Source organism: Variovorax paradoxus EPS, from assembly GCF_000184745.1.
GTDB classification, from domain to species: domain Bacteria; phylum Pseudomonadota; class Gammaproteobacteria; order Burkholderiales; family Burkholderiaceae_C; genus Variovorax; species Variovorax paradoxus_C.
In genome coordinates, this window is the sequence record NC_014931.1 from 1,012,080 (window position 1) to 1,036,125 (window position 24,046).

At 68.2% G+C, this 24,046-nt stretch carries 24 protein-coding genes and 1 other RNA gene; 14 read left to right on the plus strand and 11 right to left on the minus strand.

The features are described 5' to 3' along the window. Positions 1-22: 22 nt before the first annotated feature. The 5 genes from VARPA_RS04500 to tehA form a co-directional block, all read right to left on the minus strand. The gene (locus tag VARPA_RS04500) at positions 23-652 is read right to left on the minus strand and encodes a flavin reductase family protein (RefSeq protein WP_013539365.1); all 630 of its coding nucleotides are present in this window, start codon (positions 650-652) and stop codon (positions 23-25) included. Positions 653-657: 5 nt separating this feature from the next. Next, a complete protein-coding gene (locus VARPA_RS04505) occupies positions 658-1,215 on the minus strand; it encodes a VUT family protein (protein ID WP_013539366.1) in 558 nt (185 codons plus the stop codon). After that, positions 1,215-2,861, minus strand: coding sequence for an NAD(P)/FAD-dependent oxidoreductase (locus VARPA_RS04510; protein WP_013539367.1), 1,647 nt, complete (start codon positions 2,859-2,861; stop codon positions 1,215-1,217). Before VARPA_RS04510 ends, VARPA_RS04505 begins: the two co-directional genes overlap by 1 nt. Before the next feature lie 96 nt (positions 2,862-2,957). Further along, positions 2,958-3,878: a cysteine synthase A gene (cysK, locus tag VARPA_RS04515; protein ID WP_013539368.1), complete on the minus strand. Its 921-nt coding sequence runs from the start codon at positions 3,876-3,878 to the stop codon at positions 2,958-2,960. A gap of 68 nt (positions 3,879-3,946) precedes the next feature. Then, a complete protein-coding gene (tehA, locus tag VARPA_RS04520) occupies positions 3,947-4,912 on the minus strand; it encodes a dicarboxylate transporter/tellurite-resistance protein TehA (protein WP_013539369.1) in 966 nt (321 codons plus the stop codon). Positions 4,913-5,010: 98 nt separating this feature from the next. Here tehA and VARPA_RS04525 point away from each other — a divergent pair, with 98 nt between their 5' ends. From VARPA_RS04525 to VARPA_RS04555, 8 genes are all read left to right on the plus strand, one after another. After that, positions 5,011-5,970 carry an AraC family transcriptional regulator gene (locus VARPA_RS04525; protein WP_013539370.1) on the plus strand — a complete coding sequence of 320 codons (960 nt, stop codon included), beginning with the start codon at positions 5,011-5,013 and terminating at the stop codon, positions 5,968-5,970. 268 nt (positions 5,971-6,238) lie between these two features. Continuing rightward, positions 6,239-6,596: RNase P RNA component class A (gene rnpB / locus VARPA_RS30375), an RNA gene on the plus strand. Positions 6,597-6,764: 168 nt separating this feature from the next. Beyond that, the gene (locus VARPA_RS04530; protein WP_013539371.1) at positions 6,765-7,211 is read left to right on the plus strand and encodes a MarR family winged helix-turn-helix transcriptional regulator; all 447 of its coding nucleotides are present in this window, start codon (positions 6,765-6,767) and stop codon (positions 7,209-7,211) included. Continuing rightward, complete coding sequence (locus VARPA_RS04535) at positions 7,212-9,341, plus strand: FUSC family protein (protein WP_013539372.1); 2,130 nt, start codon at positions 7,212-7,214, stop codon at positions 9,339-9,341. Next, the gene (locus tag VARPA_RS04540) at positions 9,338-9,544 is read left to right on the plus strand and encodes a DUF1656 domain-containing protein (RefSeq protein WP_013539373.1); all 207 of its coding nucleotides are present in this window, start codon (positions 9,338-9,340) and stop codon (positions 9,542-9,544) included. Before VARPA_RS04535 ends, VARPA_RS04540 begins: the two co-directional genes overlap by 4 nt. A 13-nt stretch (positions 9,545-9,557) precedes the next feature. Next, complete coding sequence (locus VARPA_RS04545; RefSeq protein WP_013539374.1) at positions 9,558-10,469, plus strand: HlyD family secretion protein; 912 nt, start codon at positions 9,558-9,560, stop codon at positions 10,467-10,469. A gap of 4 nt (positions 10,470-10,473) precedes the next feature. Beyond that, entirely contained in the window at positions 10,474-11,946 is a 1,473-nt protein-coding gene (locus tag VARPA_RS04550; protein ID WP_013539375.1) for an efflux transporter outer membrane subunit, read from the plus strand. After that, positions 11,943-13,160: a multidrug effflux MFS transporter gene (locus tag VARPA_RS04555; RefSeq protein ID WP_013539376.1), complete on the plus strand. Its 1,218-nt coding sequence runs from the start codon at positions 11,943-11,945 to the stop codon at positions 13,158-13,160. The genes VARPA_RS04550 and VARPA_RS04555 overlap by 4 nt, the downstream gene beginning before the upstream one ends. 10 nt (positions 13,161-13,170) lie before the next feature. Here VARPA_RS04555 and VARPA_RS04560 read toward each other — a convergent pair whose 3' ends face one another. From VARPA_RS04560 to VARPA_RS04570, 3 genes are all read right to left on the minus strand, one after another. Continuing rightward, positions 13,171-13,743 carry a hypothetical protein gene (locus tag VARPA_RS04560; protein WP_013539377.1) on the minus strand — a complete coding sequence of 191 codons (573 nt, stop codon included), beginning with the start codon at positions 13,741-13,743 and terminating at the stop codon, positions 13,171-13,173. 111 nt (positions 13,744-13,854) lie between these two features. Beyond that, the gene (locus tag VARPA_RS04565) at positions 13,855-14,580 is read right to left on the minus strand and encodes an RNA pseudouridine synthase (RefSeq protein ID WP_013539378.1); all 726 of its coding nucleotides are present in this window, start codon (positions 14,578-14,580) and stop codon (positions 13,855-13,857) included. Next, positions 14,577-16,277: an MBL fold metallo-hydrolase gene (locus VARPA_RS04570; protein WP_013539379.1), complete on the minus strand. Its 1,701-nt coding sequence runs from the start codon at positions 16,275-16,277 to the stop codon at positions 14,577-14,579. The genes VARPA_RS04565 and VARPA_RS04570 overlap by 4 nt, the downstream gene beginning before the upstream one ends. 140 nt (positions 16,278-16,417) lie before the next feature. On the opposite strand from VARPA_RS04570, the gene VARPA_RS04575 reads away from it, so the two are divergent. Continuing rightward, positions 16,418-17,443 carry a Bug family tripartite tricarboxylate transporter substrate binding protein gene (locus tag VARPA_RS04575; RefSeq protein ID WP_013539380.1) on the plus strand — a complete coding sequence of 342 codons (1,026 nt, stop codon included), beginning with the start codon at positions 16,418-16,420 and terminating at the stop codon, positions 17,441-17,443. Between the two features lie 174 nt (positions 17,444-17,617). Here the strand turns inward: VARPA_RS04575 and VARPA_RS04580 are convergent, their stop codons facing one another. Both VARPA_RS04580 and VARPA_RS04585 read right to left on the minus strand, forming a co-directional pair. Further along, positions 17,618-18,448, minus strand: a complete 831-nt coding sequence (locus VARPA_RS04580) for a TorF family putative porin (RefSeq protein ID WP_013539381.1) — start codon at positions 18,446-18,448, stop codon at positions 17,618-17,620. 103 nt (positions 18,449-18,551) lie between these two features. Further along, positions 18,552-19,481, minus strand: a complete 930-nt coding sequence (locus tag VARPA_RS04585) for a DMT family transporter (RefSeq protein ID WP_013539382.1) — start codon at positions 19,479-19,481, stop codon at positions 18,552-18,554. 142 nt (positions 19,482-19,623) lie between these two features. On the opposite strand from VARPA_RS04585, the gene VARPA_RS04590 reads away from it, so the two are divergent. From VARPA_RS04590 to VARPA_RS04600, 3 genes are all read left to right on the plus strand, one after another. Beyond that, positions 19,624-20,826, plus strand: coding sequence for an amidohydrolase family protein (locus VARPA_RS04590; RefSeq protein ID WP_013539383.1), 1,203 nt, complete (start codon positions 19,624-19,626; stop codon positions 20,824-20,826). Between the two features lie 111 nt (positions 20,827-20,937). Continuing rightward, entirely contained in the window at positions 20,938-21,195 is a 258-nt protein-coding gene (locus VARPA_RS04595; protein ID WP_013539384.1) for a hypothetical protein, read from the plus strand. Between the two features lie 50 nt (positions 21,196-21,245). Next, entirely contained in the window at positions 21,246-21,959 is a 714-nt protein-coding gene (locus VARPA_RS04600) for a hypothetical protein (protein ID WP_013539385.1), read from the plus strand. Positions 21,960-21,994: 35 nt separating this feature from the next. Here the strand turns inward: VARPA_RS04600 and VARPA_RS04605 are convergent, their stop codons facing one another. Next, the gene (locus tag VARPA_RS04605; protein WP_041942772.1) at positions 21,995-22,411 is read right to left on the minus strand and encodes a hypothetical protein; all 417 of its coding nucleotides are present in this window, start codon (positions 22,409-22,411) and stop codon (positions 21,995-21,997) included. Positions 22,412-22,579: 168 nt separating this feature from the next. On the opposite strand from VARPA_RS04605, the gene VARPA_RS04610 reads away from it, so the two are divergent. Further along, positions 22,580-22,858 carry a hypothetical protein gene (locus VARPA_RS04610; protein WP_013539387.1) on the plus strand — a complete coding sequence of 93 codons (279 nt, stop codon included), beginning with the start codon at positions 22,580-22,582 and terminating at the stop codon, positions 22,856-22,858. A gap of 150 nt (positions 22,859-23,008) precedes the next feature. Then, positions 23,009-24,040, plus strand: a complete 1,032-nt coding sequence (locus VARPA_RS04615; protein WP_013539388.1) for a patatin-like phospholipase family protein — start codon at positions 23,009-23,011, stop codon at positions 24,038-24,040. Positions 24,041-24,046: the final 6 nt, after the last annotated feature.

Below are 24,046 nucleotides of genomic sequence, written 5' to 3' on the forward strand. Positions count from 1 at the left end.
ACAGGAAGCCGGTTGCGCGCGGTCAGCGCGGCCGGAACATCCTGAACATATTGTCGGAGCTGATCTCGAAATAGTCGGCCGGACCGCCGCCGCGCAGGATGGGCTGCGCCGCCGCGGTGTCGTAGATGCCGTTCTTGAGCAGGTGGCGCGCGATGTGCACGCCCACCACTTCGCCGAGCACGAGCCAGGTCTGCACCGGCACGCCATCGACGCCTTCGAGCTGGATCAATTGCGTGAGACGGCACTCGAAGGACACGGGGCTCTCGGCCACGCGCGGCACGGCGATCTGCTTGGAAGCCACGGGCGTGAGGCCCGCGAGCTCGAACTCGTTCACTTCGGGCGGCACGGCCGCGCACGACTGATTCATCCGCTCGGCCAGCGGGCGCGTGGCGAGATTCCAGCCGAACTCGCGCGTCTGGCGGATGTTGTGCAGGCTGTCCTTCGCGCCGATGCTCGCGAAGCCAACGATCGGCGGCGTGTAGTTGAAGGCGTTGAAGAAGCTGTAGGGCGCGAGGTTGAGCACGCCGTTCTCGTCCTGCGACGAGATCCAGCCGATCGGGCGCGGGCCGACCATCGCATTGAACGGATCGTGCGGCAGGCCGTGGCCCTTGGCGGGCTCGTAGTAGTGGAAGTCGTCGTTGCTGGACATCATGGCTTTCAATGGCTCAGGGCCGAGGTGCGCGCGGCCGTGCGGCCGATCAGCAGCCGGAACGGCAGCAGCATCAGCACGCCCACACCGAGCTTCACCGCAAGGTCGCCCGCCGCCCAGGTGAGCCAGGGACCGTCGGTGCCCGCGAAGGCGATGCCCCAGAAGACGATGCTGTCGAGCACCGCCGCGATCACGGTCGCCACCAGCGGCGCACGCCACCAGAGGCCGCGGCGCAGGCGGTCGAACACGCGGATGTCGAGCAGTTGCGAGGCGATGAAGGCCAGGCCCGAGGCGAGCGCGATGCGCATCGGCGCGAGCAGCAGCGAAGCGACGATGGCCACCGCGAAGCCGACCCACGCCACGCGGCGCGCCATGCCCGGGCCGAAGCGCCGGTTGACGAGATCGCTCACGAGATAGGCCACCGGATAGGTGAAGGCGCCCCAGGTCAGCCAGTCGTTGATGGCGAACTGCACCAGGATGTTGGAGGCCAGCACCACCGCGGCCATGGCCAGCGTGGCGACGGCGAACTGGCCGATGGTGGGGCGTGCGAACGGCATGGTCTGCATCAGACGTTCGCCGTGCGTTCGCGTTCGGCCGCGGCGAGCACGTTGCGCGCCACCGCTTCGGCCACCTTGATGCCGTCGACACCGGCCGAGAGGATGCCGCCCGCGTAGCTCGCGCCTTCGCCCGCCGGGTAGAGGCCGCGCACGTTGAGGCTCTGGAAGTCGTCGCCGCGCGTGATGCGAATCGGCGACGAGGTGCGCGTCTCGACGCCGGTGAGCACCGCGTCGTGCGTATCGAAGCCCTTGATCTTGCGGCCGAAGGCGGGGAAGGCCTCGCGCATCGCCTCGATAGCGTAGGCGGGCAGGGCTTCGCGCAGGTCGGTCGGTGTCACACCGGGCTTGTACGAGGGCGTCACGCTGCCGAGCGCAGTCGAGGGCTTGCCGGCCACGAAGTCGCCGACCAGTTGCCCCGGCGCGTGGTAGTTGCTGCCGCCGAGCAGGTAGGCGTTCGATTCGAGCTCACGCTGCAGCGCGATGCCCGCGAGCGCATCGCCTGGGAAGTCTTTCGGATCGATGCCCACCACGATGCCCGCGTTGGCGTTGCGCTCGTTGCGCGAGTACTGGCTCATGCCGTTGGTGACCACGCGGCCCGGCTCGCTGGTGGCCGCGACCACGGTGCCGCCCGGGCACATGCAGAAGCTGTAGACCGAGCGGCCGTTGCTCGCGTGGTGCACCAGCTTGTAGTCGGCCGCGCCCAGCAGCGGATGGCCCGCATGGCGGCCCCAGCGCGCACGGTCGATGAGGCCCTGCGGATGCTCGACGCGAAAGCCGATCGAGAAGGGCTTGGCCTCGATGTGAACGCCGCGTTCATGCAGCATCGCGAAGGTGTCGCGCGAGCTGTGGCCGAGCGCCATCACGACATGGTCGGCGCGCAGTTCGCTCGACTGGCCGGTGGTCTGGTCGAGCACCGTGAGGGCGCGGAGGTGCCCGTCTTCGATGCGCACGTCGGTCACGCGCTGCTCGAAGCGGATCTCGCCGCCGAGCGCGACGATCTGCTCGCGGATGTTCTCCACCACCTTTACCAGCTTGAAGGTGCCGATGTGCGGATGCGCGACATACAGGATTTCGGGCGGCGCGCCGGCCTTCACGAACTCTTCCATCACCTTGCGGCCGAGGAAGCGCGGGTCCTTGATCTGGCTGTAGAGCTTGCCGTCGGAAAAAGTGCCCGCGCCGCCTTCGCCGAACTGCACGTTCGACTCGGGGTTGAGCACGCTCTTGCGCCACAGGCCCCAGGTGTCGCGGGTGCGCTGGCGCACGGTCTTGCCGCGTTCGAGCACGATGGGTTTGAAGCCCATCTTCGCGAGCATCAGCGCCGCGAAGATGCCGCAAGGGCCGAAGCCGATCACCACGGGGCGGCTCGTGCCTTCGGGCGCGTTGGCCGGCGGCGTGTAGCGCATGTCGGGCGCGGGCTGGATGTGCGGATGGCCGGCGTGCTTCGCGAGCAATGCGGCTTCGAGCTTCGCGTCGGTCAGCTGCACGTCGCAGATGTAGACCGTGAGCAGCTCCACCTTGCGCGCATCGAAGCTGCGCTTGAAGACGGTATGGGAGGCGATCGCTTCGAGCGGGACGTCGAGGGTCCGGGCGATCAGGGTGACCAGCGCTTCAGGCGCGTGGTCGAGCGGGAGTTTGAGTTCGGAGATTCTCAGCATGGCGGTGGCTTGTGGTTATCAAGCAGACCGCAGATTTTACGCGCCGTGGCGCTATGAAAGAGATAGCTGGCGTGACACCGAAATCCAGGCCGGAATTCAGGCCGGCAGGAAGCCCTCGACCGACAGGTAGCGCTCGCCCGTGTCGTAGTTGAAGCCCAGCACCACCGCATCGGGCGCCAGCGACGGCAGCTTCTGCGCGATGGCCGCGAGCGTGGCGCCCGAGGAGATGCCCACGAGAATGCCTTCTTCCTGCGCGCACCGGCGGGCCATTTCGCGGGCGGGTTCGGCGTCGACCTGCAGCACGCCGTCGAGCAGCGAGGTGTCGAGGTTCTTCGGGATGAAGCCCGCGCCGATGCCCTGGATCGGGTGCGGCGACGGCGTGCCGCCCGAAATGACGGGCGAGGCCACCGGCTCCACCGCGAACACCTGGAGCTTGGGCCACTTCTTCTTGAGCACCTTCGCCACGCCGGTGATGTGGCCGCCCGTGCCCACGCCGGTGATGATCACGTCGATGCCGTCGGGAAAGTCGGCCGCGATTTCCTCGGCCGTGGTGCGCACATGCACCTCGACGTTGGCGGGGTTGTTGAACTGCTGCGGCATCCACGCGTCCGGCGTGCCGGCCACGATTTCCTCGGCGCGGGCGATGGAGGCTTTCATGCCGCCGGCGCGCGGCGTCAGGTCGAAGGTGGCGCCGTAGGCCAGCATCAGGCGGCGGCGCTCGATCGACATGCTGTCGGGCATCACCAGGATCAGCTTGTAGCCCTTGACCGCCGCGACCATCGCGAGGCCGATGCCGGTGTTGCCCGAGGTCGGCTCGACGATGGTGCCGCCGGGCTTGAGCGCGCCGCTTTTCTCGGCGTCTTCCACCATCGACAACGCGATGCGGTCCTTGATCGAGCCGCCTGGGTTGGCGCGCTCCGACTTGATCCACACCTGCTGCTTCGCATTGCCGAACAGGCGGTTGATGCGGATGTGCGGCGTGTTGCCGATGGTCTGGAGGATGTTCTGGGCCTTCATGGAATGAATCTCCTTGGATGCGGTTGTTCAGCGGACAGCGCGCATTGTGAGACCAGCCCGTGACCGCTTCAGCGCGAGGGTGTTGCAGCCGGCAACAGCCGGCCCTGCACCAAGAGCGCGATCGTCCGAAACGCCAGGAATCCGATGATCGCGTTGGCCGCCGCGAAGGTCGTCGGCGCGACCCATTCGACCGGCCCGGTGGCACCGGCCGCGACCAGTCGCATGGCCAGGGTCGGGAGCGCCGCCACGCCGAAGGTGAAGCCCCAGTACGACGGCGTGAAGGGCTGCCTGGCGATCCACGGCAAGAGGCGAAGAAGCAGCAGCGCCTGGAAGAGGCCGTAGCCGAGCAGCACCTGTGCGAACAGGTCGGGGGCGCCGTGGTTCAGGCTCATGTACGTGACGCCGCCCACCACCGGCGGCGCGAGCTGGATGCCCAGCACGGGGCGCAGCGCTTCGGGCAGCGGCGCGTGCGTTGCCGCGCGGCCGAGGATCAGCGATTCGATGGCCAGCCACGAGAAGAGCCCCGCCCCGAAGAACCACATGCCCAATTGCGGCCAGCCGAATGCGGCTGCAGCCGTGCCTGCCACGAAGTTCTGTCCGACCGCCGGCAGGTAGAAAGCCGGCGTGACGAGTTCGGGCGCGAGCCCGCCTTGCCACGTGCGCCCATAGAGCCAGAGGCCGAGCACGAGCGACGCGACGATCGACACCGCGAACACGGCCAGCGCCACGCCCCGCGCGTAAGGCAGCAGCGCCATCGCCGCGAGCATGCTGGCCAGCGGGACCAGCGACGCGAACGACGACTGCACCGGGTGGTTCATCTCGGCGCGTGCGGCGTCCCCGTGGCGCAGCCACTTGTGGGCATAAAGCGCGAGCAGCACGAGCCATACCGCGAGGCCGCTCCATGTCGCGACATGGGCGATGTCCTGCGGCAGATGCCAGAGCGGCACCGCGACACGCCAGGCGTTGCCCAGCGCCAGCGCACCGACGGCAATGCCGAAATAGGAAACGGGAACGGGGGCGCGCTCGGAAGTCATTCGGTTCACCTGAGGGAAGGATCGTTGGATGAATTCTGAGCGCCGAGGGTAAGATTTTGAATGCTCCTGAGCCTCTAAAAATTGCTCCATCGTCTCAAATGAATCCGCATGCCGACCCCCTGAGCGAACTCGTCGACTGGCTCGGCCTGCGCGGCCGCATGGACCTGCACTGCCTGTTCGGCGAGGACTGGGCGGCGCCGCACGAGGCCATCGGACCGTGGCGCGCGCCCTTTCATATCGTGCTGCGCGGGCGCTGCGAGCTCTGGCTGCCCGAGAGCCGCACGCTGGTGCCGCTGGAGGAGGGCAGCCTCGTGATCCTGCCGCGCGGGCCGGCGCACGTGCTGCGCACCGCGGGCCTGCAGGGCGAGGGGCGCGCCATCAGGCTGCGGACCGGCGAACTGCTCGATCTCAAGACCAACCTCAAGCGCCCCGAAAAGGCGGACACCGACATCCTCTGCGGCGAATTCGAATTCCCCGGCCGGCGGCGCAGCGTGCTGCTGGAGGCGCTGCCCGAGCCGATGGTGATCGCCTTCGCCGACCGCCCCGGCTTCGCGTGGCTCGAAGGGCTGGTGCGGCTGATGGCAGAGGAGATCGCGCAGCAGCGCGCCGGCGCCGCGGCCATCGTGGCGCAACTGTCGGGCACGCTCTTCACGCTGGCGGTGCGCGCGCACCTGGAAACGAGGCCCGAGCTCACCGGCGTGCTCGGCCTCATGGCCAGCCCGCGTCTGGCGCCCGGGCTGCGGGCGATGCTGGCGCAGCCGGATGAACCCTGGACCGTGGCGTCGCTGGCCGAGCGCTGCCACCTCTCGCGCGCCACCTTCGCGCGCGAATTCACGCGGCGCGTGGGCACCGGGCCGCTCGAATTTCTCACCACGCTGCGCATGGAGCTCGCGTCGCGCCTGCTGGCACAGGGCGGGCAGGGCGCGCAGGACACGGCGAGCATCGCCGAGGCGGTCGGCTACCGGTCCGAGGCTGCGTTCAACCGCGCCTTCGCGCGCCACGCGGGCATCACGCCGGGGCGATTCCGGCGCGCGGGCGCCGGCAAAATGGAGCCATGAAACTGGTGTTCATCCATGGGCCTGTCGCCTCCGGCAAGCTCACCATCGCAAGGGAGCTGGGCCGCCTGAGCGGCCTCGCGGTCTTTCACAACCACCTGGTCGTCGATGCCGTTGCTCGCGCTGTAGCTGCCGGACGTGGAACCGGCTTCAGGCTGACCTGCTCGGGCGGCAATGGGCCTCGGTGTCTCCGGGCGCGATGATCTCCTTGAACCGGGGCGCGCCATGCTGCCGGAACCGAGCTTCGTCCGCCGGGCGATAATCGCCGTGTGAAGCACGCCAGACCGCCGCTGGTGCAAGCCCGAAAGGGGCGACGCCTTAGGGCGCCGCGTCGAAAGACCGCACTGGAGGAACGTCCGGACTGCACAGGACAGCGCAGGAGTTAACGACTCTCCACCGTGAGGTGAGGATCAGAGCAACAGAGACGAGCCGATTCAGTTCGGGTGAAACGGGCAATCTCTGCGCGCAGCAACACCAAGTAGGCCAGTATCGAGGTGGTTCCGCTGAGCTGGCGGGTAGGTGGCATCGAGCCGTTTGGCGACAAACGGCCCAGAGTAATGGCGGTCACGTCGGGAGTTTCGCAAGAGACCTCCGATGCACAGAATCCGGCTTATCGGCGGGCTTCACACTTTTCTTCTTTCCCCTGTTTTTTCTTTCCCGGTTCGCCGGCGCCCCAGGCGGGCGCAAGCGTGGGCGCTGCATGGATCGGTAGTTACCCGTATAATAGATAGCAAGCTAACTAATATCTATCCGGCGTGACCACCTCCGAGAAAACCCAGACTCGCGAACACGCGCTCATGCACCTGGGCATGTCGCTGTCCACGCTGCAGCGTTCCTACCGTGCCGCGGCCGACAAGGCGGTGGCCCACGTCGGCGTGTCGCAGACGCTGGCCTGGCCCATCGTGATGATCGGCCGCATGGGCGACGGCATGCGGCAGGGCATGCTCGCTTCGGTGCTGGGCATCGAGGGACCGTCGCTGGTGCGCTCGGTCGATCAACTGGTCGATGCGGGCCTCGTGCAACGCCTCGAAGACCCGGCCGATCGCCGTGCCAAGACCCTGCACCTCACACCCACCGGCGTGAAGGCCTGCGCCACCATCGAAGCCGCATTGAGCGAGATGCGCAACACGCTCTTCGAGGGCGTCGCCGACGACGACATCGCCGCGTGCCTGCGCGTCTTCGCCACGCTCGAAGAGCGCCTGGGTCGCAACGCCCTGGCAACGCAGCAGGAAGGCCGCAAGTAAATGACCACGCTCCGCCTGCCGCGCTTCAGCCGCGCGGAGCTCCTGTTTTCCGGCAAGAGCTTCGCCGCCGCGATGCTCGCGATGTACCTGGCCAGCCGCGCCGGCCTGCCGCGGCCGTTCTGGGCGCTCATGACCACCTACATCGTGGCCCATCCGCTGGCCGGCGCGGTGCGCTCCAAGGCGGTGTACCGCTTCCTCGGCACGCTGATCGGCTGCACGGCGACGGTGCTGCTGGTGCCGGCGCTTTCGAACGCGCCCGAGCTGCTGACGCTGGTGCTCGCACTGTGGGTCGGCCTGTGCCTGTGCATCTCGCTCTTCGACCGCACGCCGCGCTCCTACGTCTTCATGCTCGCGGGCTATACGGCTGCGCTGATCGGTTTTCCGTCGGTGCAGACGCCGCTGGTGCTGTTCGACACCGCCGTGGCGCGCGTCGAGGAGATCGGCCTCGGCATCTTCTGCGCCACGCTGATCCACAGCCTCGTGCTGCCGACGGGGCTCGCGCCCACCGTGCTCGGCCTGCTCGACCGCACGCTGCACGACGCGCGCAAGTGGCTCGGCGACCTGCTGCAGCCGACCGGCCGCAAGAGCAGCGGCGATGCCGATCCCAAGCGCCTCGATGCCGACCGCCGCCGCCTCGCGGGCGACATCACGCAGCTGCGCCTGCTCTCCACCCACGTGCCCTTCGATACCACGCACCTGCGCTGGACGGCCGGCGCGATCCGCACGATGCAGGACCGCGTCGCCGCGCTCACGCCAGCGCTCTCGGCTGTCGAAGACCGGCTGCTCGCGCTCGAGGAGGCCGAAGGCGCGCTCGCTCCCGACGTGGCCGCCGTGCTCGCGCAGGCCGCGCAATGGCTGCGCGCCGAAGCCGAACCCGCGAGCGACGACACCTCGCGCGCCGAGCGCCTGCAAGCCTTGCGCAACGCCATCGCCGCACTGAGCGCCACACCGCAAGCCGACACCGCCGCGCAACCCACCGCCTGGGGCCGCGCCCTGCGCATCGGCCTCGCCGGCCGCCTCGAAGAACTTGTCGACGGCTGGAAGGCGTGCGCCCAACTGCGCCTCGATATCGACGAAGGCCTCAAGGGCGCCGCCCCGCTGCGCCGAACCGCCGCCCTCGGCAACCGCGCGCTGCACCGCGACTACGGCATGGCGCTGCTCTCCGCACTCGCGGCCGTCATCGCCATCTGCCTGTGCGGCGCGTTCTGGATCCTCACGGGCTGGACCATGGGCTCGGTCGCCACCATGATGGCCGCCGTTTTCTGCTGCTTCTTCGCGACCATGGACGACCCGGTGCCGGCGATCCACGGCTTCCTGAAATGGACGCTGTGGTCCATTCCGATCTCCGCCGTCTACGTGCTGGTGCTCATGCCCACGGTGCAGGATTTCGGCATGCTGGTCGCCATCTGCGCGCCGCTCTTCCTGCTGCTGGGCTTGTACCTGCCGAGGCCGACGCACTTCATGCCCGCGATGGCGATGATCTTCGGCGTGGCCGGCACGCTCGCGATGCACGACACCGCCAGCGCCGACCTCGTGAGCTTCATCAACAGCATGATCGGCCAGATCGTCGGCGTGCTGGTCGCGGCCCGCGTCACGCGTCTTGTGCGCTCGGTGGGCGCCGACTGGAGCGCGCGCCGCATCCAGCGCGCGACCTGGCGCGAGCTCGGCGAGATGGCCGCTTCTTCGCAACCGCAGTACGCGCAGGGCGACGCCTATGCGGTGCGCATGCTCGACCGCATCGGCCTGCTCGCGCCGCGCATCGCGCAGGCCGGCGGCACCATCGAAGGCGTGGCCGCCAACGACGCGCTGCGCGACCTGCGCATGGGCGCCGACATCGCGGTGCTGCAGCGCGTGCGCGCGCAGTTGCCGCTTGCCCACTCGGCCGCGCTGCTGGGCGGCATCTCGCGCTTCTTCCGCCAGCGCGGCGAAGGCCGCATGACGCCGCGGCCGCAAGGCCTGCTGCCGCAGATCGACGACGCACTCAACGCGGTGCTCGCCGCGCGCGACACCTCTTCGGCATCACGCGCCGCCGTCACCGCGCTGGTGGGCCTGCGCCGCAACCTGTTCCCCGACGCGCCGCCAAAGCTTGCGGCCGTCCCCACCGCAGTCCGCCAAGGAGCCTCCACATGATCGGCGAAGCCAGTTTCTACGGCCTCTACCTGCCCTGGCTCATGGTGCTCGCCGCCGGTGCGTTGCTCGCGCTCTGGGGCGTGCGGCGCCTGCTCGCGGCCACCGGCCTGTACCGCTGGGTGTGGCACCCGGCGCTGTTCGACATGGCGCTCTACCTGCTGCTGCTCTACGCCCTGAGCCGCCTCACCTCACACCTTCAATGACGAAGAGATTCCCATGACCGCCAGTTCATCTTCAGACAACTCCCAGATACAGCGCCTGCTGCGCGTCCTCCTCACCGTGGCCGTGGTGGCCGCGGCCGTCTGGGCCGGCTTCCGGCTCTGGGACCACTACGAGCTCGCGCCATGGACGCGCGACGGCCGCGTGCGCGCCAACGTGGTCCAGATCGCGCCCGACGTGTCGGGCCTCGTCACGGCCGTGCCGATCCAGGACAACCAATCGGTCGCCGCCGGCACGCTGCTGTTCGAGGTCGATCGCGCCCGCTACGACCTCGCTGTGCGTCAGGCGCAGGCCGCTCTGTCGGCACAACGCGCCGCGAGCGCGCAGGTGCAGCGTGAAAACGCGCGCAACGCGGGCCTGGACGAACTGGTCTCCAAGGAAGCGCGCGAGCAGACCCGTTCGCGCCTCGAGCAGATGCGGGCTGCCGTCGCGCAGGCCGAGGTGGCGCTCGATTCCGCACGCCTCAATCTGCAGCGCGCCCAGGTGCGCGCGCCGGCCGACGGCCTCGTGACCAACCTCGATCTGCGCCAAGGAAGCTACGCCGCGGCGGGCAGGCCGGTGCTCGCGCTGGTCGATGCGCAGTCGTTCTACGTCGAAGGCTATTTCGAGGAAACGAAGCTGCCGCGCATCCACCTGGGCGACCGCGTGCGCGTCACGCCGATGGGCGGCGGCGCGGTGCTCGAAGGCGCGGTCGACAGCGTGGCCGCCGGCATCGCCGACCGCGACCGCTCCACCAGCGCGAACCTGCTGCCCAGCGTGAACCCGACCTTCAACTGGGTGCGCCTCGCGCAGCGCATTCCGGTGCGCGTGAAGCTAGACCCGCTGCCCGAAGGCGCGCGGCTCGTCGCGGGCCAGACGGTGACCGTGCAGGTGCTGGAGCACGGCGCGGCCGCCCCGAAGAAGGGATGACGCCATGACCCGCTTCGCTTTTCGCATGGCCTCATTGGCGGTCGCTGCCGGGCTTGCCGCGTGCGCAGCGGTCGGCCCCGACTACAAGCAGCCCGCCGATGCGCTCGCCAGCCAGCCCGCTGCGGCAAAGCCCTTTGCCGAATCTCCCGCGAACTCGGCGCCGCTGCCTCCGCACTGGTGGCGCCTGTACCACGACCCGCTGCTCGACAAGCTCGTCACGCAGGCTCTCGCCCACAACACCGACCTGCGCCAGGCGGTGGCAAACCTCGAACGCGAACGCGCCATCGAGTCCGAAGTGGCCGGCGCGCAGCGCCCCACGTTGGGCGTGAACGGCGGCCCGTCGTTCGGCCATGTCTCGGGCCTCTCGCTGCTGCAGAAGGGCTACGAGCCGCCGAGCCGCTTCAACTACAGCGCGGGTGCATCGCTGTCGTACCAGGTCGACCTGTTCGGCCAGATCCGCCGCAGCATCGAAGCAGCCGGCGCCAACACCGAAGCCGCCGCTGCCGCGCTCGATCTCGTGCGCGTGAACGTCGCCGCCGGCACCGCGCGTGCCTACGCCGAGGCCTGCTCGACAGGCCTGCGCCTGCAGATCGCCGAGAAGTCCGTCGCGCTGCAGCAGGACGCGGTGAATGTCACCGACCGCCTGCAGCGCGCCGGCCGCGCCGGCACCATCGACACCAGCCGCGCGCGTGCGCAGCTCGAGCAACTGAACGCCGCGCTGCCGCCGCTGAAGGCCGAGCGCCAGGGCGCGCTCTACCGCCTCGCCACGCTGACCGGCGCACTGCCGCAGGACTTTCCGCGCGAGGTGGCCGACTGCACCGTGCCCCCACGCGTGGCCGGCACGCTGCCCGTGGGCGATGGCGCGGCCCTGCTGCGTCGCCGCCCCGACATTCGCCAGGCCGAGCGCAGCCTCGCGGCATCGACCGCGCGCATCGGCGTGGCCACGGCCGATCTCTATCCGAAGGTCACGCTCGGTCTCTCGGCTTCATCGGCCGGCCCGGCCGCCGACTTCGGCCGCAAGGACACGATGAGCTGGAGCATGGGTCCGCTGATCTCCTGGACGATCCCCAACACCGGCATCGCGCAGGCCCGCATCGCCGAGGCCGAAGCCACCACGCGCGGCGTGCTTGCCAAGTTCGACGGCACCGTGCTCACCGCGCTGCGCGAAACCGAAACCGCGCTCGGCACCTACGCCCGCGAACTCGACCGCCATGCCGCGCTGCAGGCCTCGCGCGACGAAAGCGCGAAGGTCGCGGCGCAGGCTCGCCAGCTCTACAAGAACGGTCGCACCGCCTACCTAGACGCGCTCGATGCCGAGCGCTCCCTCGCGGCAAGCGACGCGGCCCTGGCCGCCAGCGAAGCGCAACTGGGCGACGACCAGGTGGTGCTCTTCATGGCGCTCGGCGGCGGCTGGGAGCCCGATGAATCCAGCGCCGTTGCACTCGACAGCAACACGGCAGCAACCACGAAGCAATGATGTCGACAGCAAGGCCGTCGCAACGCCCGCACGCGCCGCTGTGGCTGCTCGCGCTGGTCACCTTCAGCGGCACGCTGGCGATGCACATCTTCGTACCCGCCCTGCCGATCGCCGCGAAGAACCTCGGCGCCGGCATCAGCGCGATGCAGATGACGGTGAGCCTCTACATCTTCGGCCTCGCCGTCGGGCAGTTGCTCTACGGCCCGATGGCCGACCGCTTCGGCCGGCGCCCCGTGCTGCTGTTCGGGCTCGGCCTCTACTCGGTGGCGGGGCTCGTCGCCGCGCTCTCGCCCGATGTGCATGCGCTCATCACGGCGCGGCTGTTCCAGGCGATCGGCGGCTGTGCGGGCCTCGTGCTGGGCCGCAGCATCGTGCGCGATACGGCCGGGCCGCAGGAGGCCACGCGACGCCTCGCGCTGATGAACCTGATGGTCACCGTCGGCCCGAGCATCGCGCCACTGGTCGGCGGCGCGCTCGCCACCGCGCTCGGATGGCGCTCGATCTTCTATGCGCTCTTCGCGCTGGGCATCGTCGGCCTGCTCTTCACCTGGCGCCTCTTGCCCGAGACCGGCACGCCGGGCGCGCGGCTCGATGCCTCGGCGCTCGCGCGCAACTACGGCCAGTTGCTGCGCTCGCCCGCGTTCCTCGGCTTCTCGATCGGCGGCGGCTGCGCGACCACCTCGATGTATGCCTTCATCGCCTCCGCGCCCTTCATCTTCGTGGACCAGTTGCACCGCCCGGCGCACGAGGCGGGCATCTACCTCGCGATTTTGGTGTCGGGTGTGTGGCTCGGCAGCTTTCTCACGAGCCATCTGATCCAACGCGTGCGCGTGGACCGCCTCATGATCCGCTCCAACGCGCTCAGCGTGCTCGCGGCCTTCGTGCTGCTGGGCGGGGTGGTGACGGGACATCTTTCGGTGCCGCTGGCGGTGGGCACCATGTTCCTCTACACCGTCGGCGCTGGCATGGCCTCGCCGGCCGCATTGACGCAGGCGATCAGCGTCAACCCGCAAGTCATCGGCTCGGCCTCGGGCCTCTATGGTTCGACGCAGATGGCGGTGGGCGCGCTGTGCACGGCGCTGGCCGGCATGGGCCACACGAATCCGGCACTGGCCGCGGCCCTCGTGCTGGCCGGGGCGGGCATCGTGGCGCAGTTGTCGTTCGCGATGGCACTGCGCCACCAGAAGAAGCTCGCGGGCGCAGCCGCGGACTGAAGAACGACGCTCAGCGCGTGAACAGCCAACCGCCCTTGGGCTGGCGCACGAGCTCGTGGCGGCGCACCGATTGCTCCTCGCCGTCGTCGCCCACGTACACCACGTCGAAGCGCAGCAGCTTGGGCGACACCATCTTCCAGTTCTGGATGCGCTTGACGGTCACGCAGGCCGTCTTGTCGTGGTACTGCATCTGCGCCATCGGCCCGCCCTGGAAGCCGGTGCCGTCGAACAGCCGGCCCGGCGCCGCGAAGGGGTTGAGCACCGCGCCGTTGCGGTCGGTGATGCAGCCTTCGGTGCGCACGAACGATTCGATGGTCGGCGCGGCGCCGCGAACCACCTTGGCCACAGCCGGGCTGGGCGTCTTGCCGCCGATGACTTCGCGGATGCGCTCGACCTGCTCGCCGGTGATCGGTGCGAGCCCGTCCTTCGACACCACCGCGGGCGGAGGGGCGGGCGGCGCAGTTGCCGCGGCGGGCCCGGGCGCCGGTTGCAGCGAGGCGAAAAAGCTGCAACCTGCCAGCAGTGCCACGGGCACTGTGGAAGCCAATGCGGCGGCCGTGGTTCTGGTTCTTCTGAATGTCATGGCTCGGTCTCCCTGTCGGCGGCGCGAGCCGCTTGCTGAAAATTTCGGGCCGCAAGCGCGAGGCGGGCGGCGCGTCGTTCTTCTCTTTCTTCTTCTTCTTCTTCTTCGATCTCAAAAGCGTTCGTGCGGCGCCAGGTAGCGCCACTGGCCGGGCTGCAACCCCGCGAGCGGCACGCGCCCGATGCGGATGCGCCGCATCGCGACGATGGTCAGGCCCATCTGGTCGCACAGGTGTGCGATCTGCCCCGGCCGCGCGCCCTTGAGCGCGAAGCGCAGGCCCGTCTGCTTGCCGTCCTCGGCCTGACGGCCGATGCTCACGCGGGCTGGCGACCGCTCGAAGCGCATCAGCACTTCGGGGCTCACCGTGCCGGCCACGTCGACCATCACCTCGTGCTCGAGGATGCCGGCGTCTTCCTGCAGCTTGCGCTCGATGCGGAACTCCTGCGTATAGGCCACGAGACCGCTGGCGCCGGTTTCCAGCGGCGTCATGCAGTGCTGGCCCTTCAGGTGCGCGGGCAGGAATTTCTGGCCGGCGCGTTCGGGCTCGTGGTGGTTCGCGGCCACGAGCAGCCTGTGCGCGTTGTCGGTCGGCATGCCGGCCGGCTTGTAGAGCAGCATCGTCACGGGCACCACCGGCTCGGGCTTGGCGCCGGCCGCAATTTCGACCTGCTGGTGCGCCTGCACGCGCGACTGCGGCAGCACCGCGGGCACGCCATCGACGCGCACCGCGCCGTTCTCGATCAGCAGTTCGGCCTCGCGCCGCGACACGCCGGCGAGGGCGGCCACGCGCTTGGCGAGGCGAATGCCTTCGTCGTCGGGAGCGTTGTTGTTCTTCATCGGGCGCCCGTCTGTTGTTGTTGCTGCTGCTGTTGCAGATGCTGGATGCGCGCAACATGCGCGGCCAGCGAACGCGCGGCCACCGGCCACATGCGTTCGGGCACATCGTCGTAGGCGATCGGCAGCCATTGCTCGGGCGTGCCGCCCGGCTGCGCCTGCATGGCCGCCGCGATCTTTGCCTCGCGCTTGAGCCGGTGCGCCTTCAGGTGCGCGATGGCGTTGCGCGCAAAGCCGATCACGTAGCCGTGGGCAGGCAGGATGAATTCGACGAGGCCCTCGGCACAGGCCGCATCGAGCGTGTCGAGCGAGTCGAGGTAGGCCGTCATGTCGCCATCGGGCGGATCGATCACGGTGGTGCTGCCGTTCAGGATGTGGTCGCCCGAGAACAGCAGGCCGTCTTCTTCGAGCACCAGGCACAGGTGGTTGGCCGCGTGGCCGGGCGTGTGGATCACGCGCAGCGTGTGGGTGATGGGCTCGCCCTCGGCGGTGGTGCCCGAGAGCGCGAGGCGCTCGCCGTTGATCAGCGAGCGCTCGGGCGTGAAGCGCGCCGTGGCGCGTGCGGTCGGCGCCGAGGGCAGGCCGAGGATCGGCGGCTTGGTCGTCTTGCACAACGCCTGCAGCGGCGCGGCGCCCGGCGAGTGGTCGGCATGCGAATGCGTGCACACGATCATGCGGATGTCGCCATGCGTCATGCGCCAGAGGCGGCCGATGTGGTCGAAGTCGTTCGGGCCCGGGTCGATCACCAGGTAGCCCGTGGTCGCATCGCCCACGATGTAGGTGTTGGTGCCCGGGCCGGTCATGGCGCTCGGGTTGGGAGCGGTGAGGCGCTGCACGTTCTTCAAGAGCGCCACCGGCTGCTCGCTCTGCCAGTCGAGCGCATGCACCAGTTGGCCGTCGGGGCAGACCAGCGCGAGCTCGCCGTAGGGCGAATCGCTTTCCATGTAGCGCACGTCCTCGCCCTTGAGAAAGCCCGCGCGCGGGCAGCTGGTCCAGAGCGGCGCCTCGCCATTGCCGTTGGGCGCACAGGCCGCGAGCACCGCATCGACCGTCGCATAGGCGGCCATGCGCTGCAGCGTGCGCACGGTCGGGAAGATCATGAAGAAGTTGCCCGCCGCGTGGCGCGCGAGCGCATCGGCGGGGCGCACCCAGCAGGGCTCGAACTGCTCGCTCTCGTCGGCCGTGGGCACCTGGCCTTCGGGCATGCGCGCGACGAGAAAGGGCACGTCGAAGCGCTTGGGCAGGTCACGGTCGGTGATCCAGTGCGCGAAAGTGAACACCTGGTCCGATGCCAGCACCAGCCCGCGTGCCGCGCACTGGTCGGCGAAAGCGGTGCCCGCGGTGTCGCCGCGGTCCATGGCGGCGATGTCTTCGGCGCTCACGGGGCGGCCGTCGGCGTGGTGCGCGAGCAGCACGCCCAGTTCTTCAAAGGCCTCGCGGATGGCTGCGATGGCCTGGGTGCGCTGGATGCGGCTCTGGGTGGGGCGGCGGGTGGCGATGCGCTTGGCGGCTTCGTCGGCCGCGTCGATGTGGCCGCCGGGAAAAACATAGGCGCCCGGCGCAAAGCTCGCGGTGGCCGAGCGGCGGGTCATCAGCACCTCGATGCCGGCGGGCGTGTCGCGCAGCAGCAGCACGGTGGCGGCGGCGTGCACGGGCGCGGGCTCGCGTGCGGGGTGAATCAGTTGGGAGAAGCGGACCATGGGGTGATTATCGGGAGCGGTGCGATGCGCGTGTGGCACGGTGCATAAGCTCATGAGCCGACGGGCATGAGCCGCGCGCCACAATCCGCTTTTTGCATCGTCTGTTCCGTCCACACCGTCGGTCTCGCAGAAAGACAGTCATGGCCCATTCTCACTCCTCTCCGTTCCCTCTCTTCTCCCTGTTTTCGCGCCGCTCGGTGCTGCTGGCCACCGCCTTGTGCGCCGCCGCATCGCCGGCCGCTTTCGCCCAGCAAGATTGGCCGCAGCAGCCGGTCACGCTGATCATGGGCTTTCCCGCCGGCTCGGGCGTCGATGTGGTCGCCCGCACCATCCAGGAGCCGCTGTCCAAACAGCTGGGCCGCCCGGTCATCATCGATTACCGCTCGGGCGCAGCCGGCAACATCGCCAGCGAGTACGTGGCGCACTCGAAGCCCGATGGCTACACGCTCTCGTTCGGCACCGCGGCCACGCATGGCAGCAACGCCGCGCTCTACAAGAAGCTGCCGTTCGACGTGGAGGCCGACTTCGTGCCGGTGGCGCCGGTGCTCGACGTATCGAACGTGCTCACCATCAATTCGAGCGTGATCGACGTGAAGACCTTGAAAGAGTTCGTCGACCTCGTCAAGGCCAACCCCGGCAAGTACAACTACGCGTCCACGGGCAATGGCGCGGGCACGCACATGGCGTTTGCCGAATTCAATTCGCGCCTCGGACTGAACATGGTGCACGTGCCCTACAAGGGCGGCCCGGAGGCCATCACGTCGGTGGTGCGCGGCGAGACCTGCTGCATCATGAACCAGGTGCAGACGGTGCTGCCGCACTACAAGGCGGGCAAGGTGCGCTTGCTGGGCGTGACCACCGCGGCGCCGGTGGCCGCGGTGAAGGAAGTGCCGACCATCGCCTCCAGCGGTGTACCGGGCACCAAGGGTTTCGACAGCTCGATCTGGTTCGGCATCTTCGCGCCCAAGGGTACGGATGCGCGGATCGTGGACAAGCTCAATGCCGCAGTGAAGGCGGTGCTCGAGCAACCGGAGATCCGCGAGAAGTTCGAGGCGCAGGGGAACACCATCCGCATCGAGTCGCCTGCGCAGTTCAAGAAAACGGTGCATGAGAACCGCGTGAAGTGGGCTGAGGTGGCGAAGGCTGCGAATATCAGCATCGATTGATGCTTCGTTGGGGGCTTTGTTCGGGGCGCGTGCGCAGGCCGCCGGGTACTCCCCTCCGCGAATGTCCCCCGCTTCGCTCCTCCTTTATTTCGCTGCGGGGAGCACCCGACGCCCTGCGCACATGGGCACGCTGTGGGTGTGCGGCGATCAATGGGTGCTCTGACTGCTGCTGGACTACAGCGTCTTCGTCAGCGTGACGATGAAGCGGGCCTTGTTCGGGGAATAGGTCTCGCGGCCGAAGGTGCCGAAGCCGAAGTCCACGCCGGGGTTGCTGACCGAGGTGTACGCGCTCTTCTTGTTCGCGCCCTGCACCGAGCCTGCAAGCGAAAGGCCGTTGCCGAAGTCGTAAGAAGCGCCCACGTTGTAGTCGACGTAGTTCCTGTAGCCCAGGCTGCGGATGTCGCTGGACATGTTCGTGTAGCCGACGGCGGCCTTCAACGTGAGCTTGGGCGCGATCTCCTTGCTGTACGCCAGGTTCAGGTAGCCGGTGTTGGTGCCCTTCAGGCCCGAGCCGGCCTTGTTGCCCGCGTAGCCGAAGTAGTCCTTCGACACGGTGTGCGAGTACTTGAGCGTGAAGGAGCCGATCGCTTCGTCGGTGTAGCCCGCACTGCCATAAAGCTCCGTCGTGTTGCCCGACGAATTGCCGGGGTACACATAGGTGAGCGCGCCCACGTCCAGGTCGAGCGGGCCGGCCTTGAATTTGTAGCCGCCGTAGAAATCGCTCTCCAGGCTGTTGCCCTTGAGCCAGTTGACGCTCGAATTCCAGTTGCCCACATAGAAGCCGCTCTCGCCGAAGGCGTAGTCCAGGCCACCCTGGATGGCGGGCTTGAAGCCGCTGGTCTTGGCGTAGTCGTTGCGGCCCAGCATGTCCTGGTCCTGCCCGCGGAACTTGTAGTTGCTGGTGAGCGCGACGTTGCCACTGAGTTGCGCACTCGCGAGCATCGGCAGGGCGGCGAGGGTGGGGAGAAGGATCGCCGGCAGGGCGATGCGGATCAGGTGTTTCATCGAAAGAAATCGCTAACGTATAGAGGAGCCGGCAGCGTAGGAGGGGGCGTCTAAAAGCCGCGTAAAAAATGAGGCCCCGGGCGCAAAAGTTTTGAACGCGGCCTCAGCCCGTTGGCGCGCCGCGGCGCACGGGCATCGTCATCGCAACCACGCCCGCCACGATGCAAGCGAGCCCGACCCACGCGGTGGGCGAGAGCGCTTCGCCGAGAAACACCACGCCGATCGTCACGCCGATGGGCACGCGCAGATACGCCTGCGCGGCGGTGGACATCGGCCCGAGCGTCTTGATGAGGCGGAAGTAAATGGTGAAGGCAAGGGCGGTCGAAAGCACCGCGAGCGCGAGCACCGCCATCACCGATGCGGCCGAGGGTGCGAGCGTCCACGGCCTGTCGATCGCGATGCTCGCGGGCAGCAGCATCGCCGCGCCGCTCAGCAGCGAGCCCGCGGCCGGCACCATCGGGTCCAGCCCCTTGAACACGCGGCCGAACATCGCGGCGCAGCCGTAGCAGACGGCGGCCGCCACCAGCCCGATCTGCGCGAGCAGCGAATGCCCGAGGCCGTGCAGCGCCTCGAAGCCGACGATCAGGCAGATGCCCGCCAGCCCCGCGCCCACGCCGAACAGCCGGCGCAGCGTGGGCTTCTCGGCGCCGCCCATGCCGAGGCCGAGCAGGAAGATGAAGATGGGCGAGGTCGAGTTGAGGATGGTCGCGAGCCCGGCATCGACGCTGCGCTCGGCCCATGCGATGAGCGTGAACGGCAGCACGCTGTTCAGGCAAGCCTGCAGCGCGAAGCGCCCCCACATCGCGGGCGCCGTCGGCAGCTTCACGCCGCGCATGCACAGCACCGCGAGCAGCAGCAGGCCGGCGACGAGCGTGCGCGCCGCGATCAGCGTGACGGGCGGCAGCGTCTGGACGCCGATCTTGATGAAGGTGTACGAGGCGCCCCAGCAGGTCGCGAGCACCGCGAGCAGCGCCCATTCGAAGGCAAGGTTGGGGTGGGGGCTGGCGGCTGTATCGAGTGCGGTCGTGTGCATGGTGCGCCGATCATCGCGAGCGGGCGGTGCGAACACTTCGGCCTGGAGCGAATCGTGTGCGTGCATTGATGATGACCACGCGCCCGAATCTGGGTACGCTGTCTCAAGACGCCCCGCCCCGATGCCTTCTCAAAAAAGAACCATGCCCACGCTCCTGATCCGCAACGTTCGCCCCCTGGGCGCTTCTCCCGTCGACGTGCTGGTGCGCGGCGGCCGCATCGCAGGCATCGGCACCGCGCTGTCCGCGCCTGCCGATGCAACGATCGAAGAGGGCGGCGGTGCCCTGCTGCTGCCCGGCCTGGTCGAAGGCCACACCCACCTCGACAAGACGATGTGGGGCATGGACTGGTATCGCAACGAAGTCGGCACCAATCTCATCGACAAGATCGAGAACGAGCGCGCGTTCCGCCACGCGAGCGGGCACGATGCCGCCGCACAGTCGCTCGCGCTCGCCAAGGCCTTTCTCGCGCTCGGCACCACGCGGCTTCGCACGCATGTCGATGTCGATACGCAGGCGGGTCTGCGGCATCTCGAAGGCACGCTGCGCACGCGCGAGGCGCTGCGCGATCTGCAGCAGATCCAGATCGTCGCGTTCCCGCAGTCGGGCCTGCTGGGACGCCCCGGCACCGCCGAACTGCTCGACCAATCGCTCGCACTCGGCGCCGATGTGCTCGGCGGCCTCGACCCGTGCGCCATCGACGGCGACCCGGTGAAATCGCTCGACGTGCTTTTCGGCATTGCAGACAAACACCAGCGCCCCATCGACATTCACCTGCACGAGCCGGGCGCCATGGGTGCGTTCTCGCTCGACCTCATCCTGCAGCGCACCGAGGCGCTGGGCATGCAGGGCAAGGTCGCCGTGAGCCACGGCTTCTGCCTGGGCGATGTGGCCGAACGCGAGCGCGAGATGCTGCTCGCGCGCATGGCGAAGCTCGGCGTGGTGCTCATCACCAGCGCGCCGCCGTCCCGCAGCGTGCCGCCTCTCCTGGCCTGCCGGCAGGCGGGCGTGACGGTGGTGGGCGGCAACGACGGCATCCGCGATGCGTGGACGCCTTATGGCAACCCCGACATGCTCGAGCGCGCGATGCTCATCGGCCTGCGCTACAACCTGCGCCGCGACGACGAGGTCGAAGTGGCGCTCGACACCGTCACTCATTCGGGCGCGCGCGGCTGCGGCTTCGAGGCCTACGGCCTCGTGCCGGGCAACCGCGCGGACCTGGTGCTGGTCGATGCGCAGACCCTGGCGCATGCGGTGGTGGCGCGGCCGGTGCGAAAGCTGGTGGTGGCGGGTGGGCGCGTGGCGGCGCGTGATGGCGAGCTGCAGCCGGACGTGGCGGCGTTGTGAACGGCGACGGTGCGAGGCTTGGTCCTCAGGGGACGCGGGGCGGCGGCTGACACGGCGCCCGCGCGAGCGATGCAACCATCGACTCCAATTTCAATGCTTGGAGGAATCCCGATGAACAAGACCCTGATCGCACTCGCCACTTCGCTCACCCTGCTCGCGGCCGGCACGGCCAACGCGCAGATCGGCAAGGCCGCCTCCGAGGCGACCGATGCCGCGCAGCACAAGATCGACGAGAAGCAGGCCGACAGCAAGGCCAAGAAGAGTGGCCCGGTCGGCAAGGCGGTGAACAACGTCAAATCGGGCTATCACAAGAACCGCTCGAAGAGCTCGGCCGACAAGGCCAAGCAGTCGCTCAAGAACGCGGGTTAAAGCGCCCGCGGCGCGCTGCCGGTAGAGGCGCTCACTACACTGGCTCCCCCATGAGCCATCGCCTCACTTGCTACTTCTGGAACAGCACCGCGCTGCGCAGCCGCAGCGTGAGCGACATCGTGCTGTCGGGCATGGTCGATGTGCCGCAGCCGCCCGCGCGGCTCATGGCCGATTGGGAACGCGACATCGCCGAGACCCTGTTCCTGGAACCCGGCGATGTCGAGCCCTTGCCGCTGGCACGCGCGCGCATGCGCTGGCCCGACCACAAGCGCTGCGTGCAGGCGATGAGCGAGTGGACGGAGGCGCTCGGCCTGAACGACGTGCTGGCGTCGAGCGACATCGCCCTCATGGCCTGCCGCGGCGCGCGCTACCACCACGACGGCGAACAGTACGGCAGCGCCGCTTTCTGCAATCTCTTCGTGAGCGAGGACAAGGGGCTCGACGTGCACTTTCCCGGCATCGGCCATCGCATTCCGCTGGCCAGGGGCACGGTGCTGATGTTCGACACCGCCCAGCCGCATGCGGTGATTCGCCGCGGCGCCAGCGGGTTCGATGCGGAAGACTTCGCAGCGGGGCGCGATTGCAGCCAGCTCTTTCTCACGTGGGAGCTTCCCATCGACAACGCCGATGTGGCGCGCGCACTGCGCATCAAATTCGACATCGACCCCTCGATCGCATCGCGATTGAATGACGAGCAGGTCTGGCTCGATGGCGCACGGGCCAGCGTGTGCCCCGAGTCCGGCCGCTGGCGCGCGACCGGCTGAGGGAAGAAGCAGAAACCTCAACCTCAGCCTTGGTCTTAGCCTTGTGTGGCGCGCAGCAGCTCCGCCTTCTGCGCCAGTGCGACCGCCTCGACGATCTGTTCGACCGAGAGCGAGCCGCTCAACTCGACCTCGCCTGCAAGAACGCTGTCCAGCGCATCTTTCCCCGCACTGCTGGTGAGCCATGCGAACACCGATGTGATCGTTCCGCCGCCGAACTTGGCCTGCAGCGCCTTCGATGCCGCGCGGCTCACTTCGGCAAACGCCGCATGGTCCGCCGCCGACGAGGCCGCGCGCACGACGACGCAGAAGGCTTCGAGCTTGTCGGCTTCGGTGCGCAGGCGCCGGGCCTTGCCTGCGCTCTGCGTGGCGCGCGCCTGAGCCCCGGGTGTGGATGTCGACGCATCGGCCGGCTGATCCGTCGGTGAAGGAGGGGTACGAGGTTCGGTCGGCATGGATGCATTCGTTTTCAAGGAGCCCCCGATTGTCCCCGCACGGCGGCTTGCTTGCCCGCTGGCCGGCGGCCCGGTCCGATTCACGACGATGTTGTTACTCCCCGCGCCGCGCCCGCATGCATAGAGTTGATTCGCGGCGCCATTGCGGTGCGCCACGAGGAGCATGCAATGACGCGCACGACACACCACACGAGCAACGACGAATACGAACACCAACACGACAGCGACCCGATGCACACCGCGCTTGTCGAACACGCGCTCGGCATCCATCGCAACATTGCCGCATGCCACGCGCACATCGCGCGCGGCGACGGCGCTCATGCACTCACCGCCGCACTGATGCTTCCTTGCTACCGGGCCGAGTTCCGCAAGCTCGTGCAATCGCTGTCGTTCGCACAAGAGAGTGAACTAAGGACTGCGCTCGAAGCACTGCATGAACCCGCATGACGATGCCTGAGAGGGAACCGATATCTTGCGCGGCGTTCGGAATTACGCCGATGGATTGAACGGGATTCCACGTGTAGACGATGCACGGGCCAGAGGCAGAGACTCCGCTTCCCCAAGCCGGGGAATTCAATGATTTGAAAGGAGCTGGTCATGGCAGAGCCTGGAAAAAAATTCACCATCCTCTCGTTCGTCGGAGGTGGCATACGCGGACTGATGTCGGTCACGATCCTGCAGAAACTGCAGGAGAAATTCCCCGGCGTTGTGGATGAGACCGATCTGATCGCAGGGTGCTCGACAGGGTCGATCATCACGAGCGAACTTCTTGCCGGAAAGACTGCGAAGGAGCTCGTCGAATTCTTCAAGACCGGCGAGATCAAGTTCTACGACAAGATGAACACCGACCCGAACACGCCCGCGTACGACATCGACGAAGTGTTCGGTTCGCAGTTGGCGCTGCATCCGGTCATGAAAGTCTCCGAGCTCGAACGCAAGGTGCTTTTCGTGACCTTCAATGTTGGCGGCCTCGCGACCTCTGCCGACGGCGTCGTGACGCCCACGCCGTGGGCGCCGGTCATGTACACGAACATGGCGCCCGGCATGGGCGACGTGCTCATCGCCAAGGCCGCCACCTCCAGCGGTGCGATGCCGGGGCAACTGGGCTCTTATGAAGGCAATGTCGATGGCGCTTTCCTGAACCACGATCCGACAGTGGCAGCCATTGCGCTGGCCGTGCAGGCAGGGCACAAGCTGGAGGACATCACGGCCATCACCATCGGCACCGGCCTCATGTACGACTGGATTGCGAGCGACACCCACAAGTGGGGGGCCAGCCAGTGGATGTCGAGCGACGGCAACCCCTTCAACAACACGCCGCCGTTCCTCATGAACCAGTCCACGCCCGGGCCCGTGCTGGACATGTGCCTGAACGGAACCTCCTGCAACCTCATGCCGACGCTGGCCAGCTTTCTGCTGGGGGATCGCTACGTCAACCTCAACCCGTCGCTGCCTTTCTTCATTCCGGAGAACACGACCTACCCCGAGGCCATCCAGCTGCTGCATGACAAGGGCTTGGCCGCGGACACCTCCAAGGCGGAGGCGTTGATCAAGGCCTACTGGAGGACCAGCATCGTCGTCGACGACCCCATCCTGGGCAGCACCCAGCCCAGCGCCGCGCGCGCCTGAGCGCTG